Annotated in this window: 1 rRNA gene; it reads left to right on the top strand. The window is 54.4% G+C overall.

Annotated elements, in window-relative coordinates:
- A 16S ribosomal RNA gene (locus ACTHS4_RS11590) occupies nucleotides 1-480 on the top strand; the annotation flags it as partial.

The following is a 480-nucleotide window of genomic DNA, read 5'->3' as shown; positions in this document are numbered from 1 at the left end:
GTGTATAAGAGACAGCCTACGGGTGGCAGCAGTGGGGAATATTGGACAATGGGCGCAAGCCTGATCCAGCCATGCCGCGTGAGTGACGAAGGTCTTCGGATTGTAAAGCTCTTTTGGCGGGGACGATAATGACGGTACCCGCAGAATAAGCCCCGGCTAACTTCGTGCCAGCAGCCGCGGTAATACGAAGGGGGCTAGCGTTGTTCGGAATTACTGGGCGTAAAGCGCACGTAGGCGGGTCGTTAAGTCAGGGGTGAAATCCCGGAGCTCAACTCCGGAACTGCCTTTGATACTGGCGATCTAGAGATCGAGAGAGGTGAGTGGAATTCCGAGTGTAGAGGTGAAATTCGTAGATATTCGGAGGAACACCAGTGGCGAAGGCGGCTCACTGGCTCGATACTGACGCTGAGGTGCGAAAGCGTGGGGAGCAAACAGGATTAGATACCCTAGTAGTCCTGTCTCTTATACACATCTCCGAGC

The organism is Neisseria sp. P0014.S009, assembly GCF_051958155.1.
In the GTDB taxonomy this organism is placed as follows: Bacteria; Pseudomonadota; Gammaproteobacteria; order Burkholderiales; family Neisseriaceae; genus Neisseria; species Neisseria flavescens_C.
Note: the sequence above shows the minus strand (reverse complement) of the source record. Positions and strands in the feature narration are given on the sequence as shown.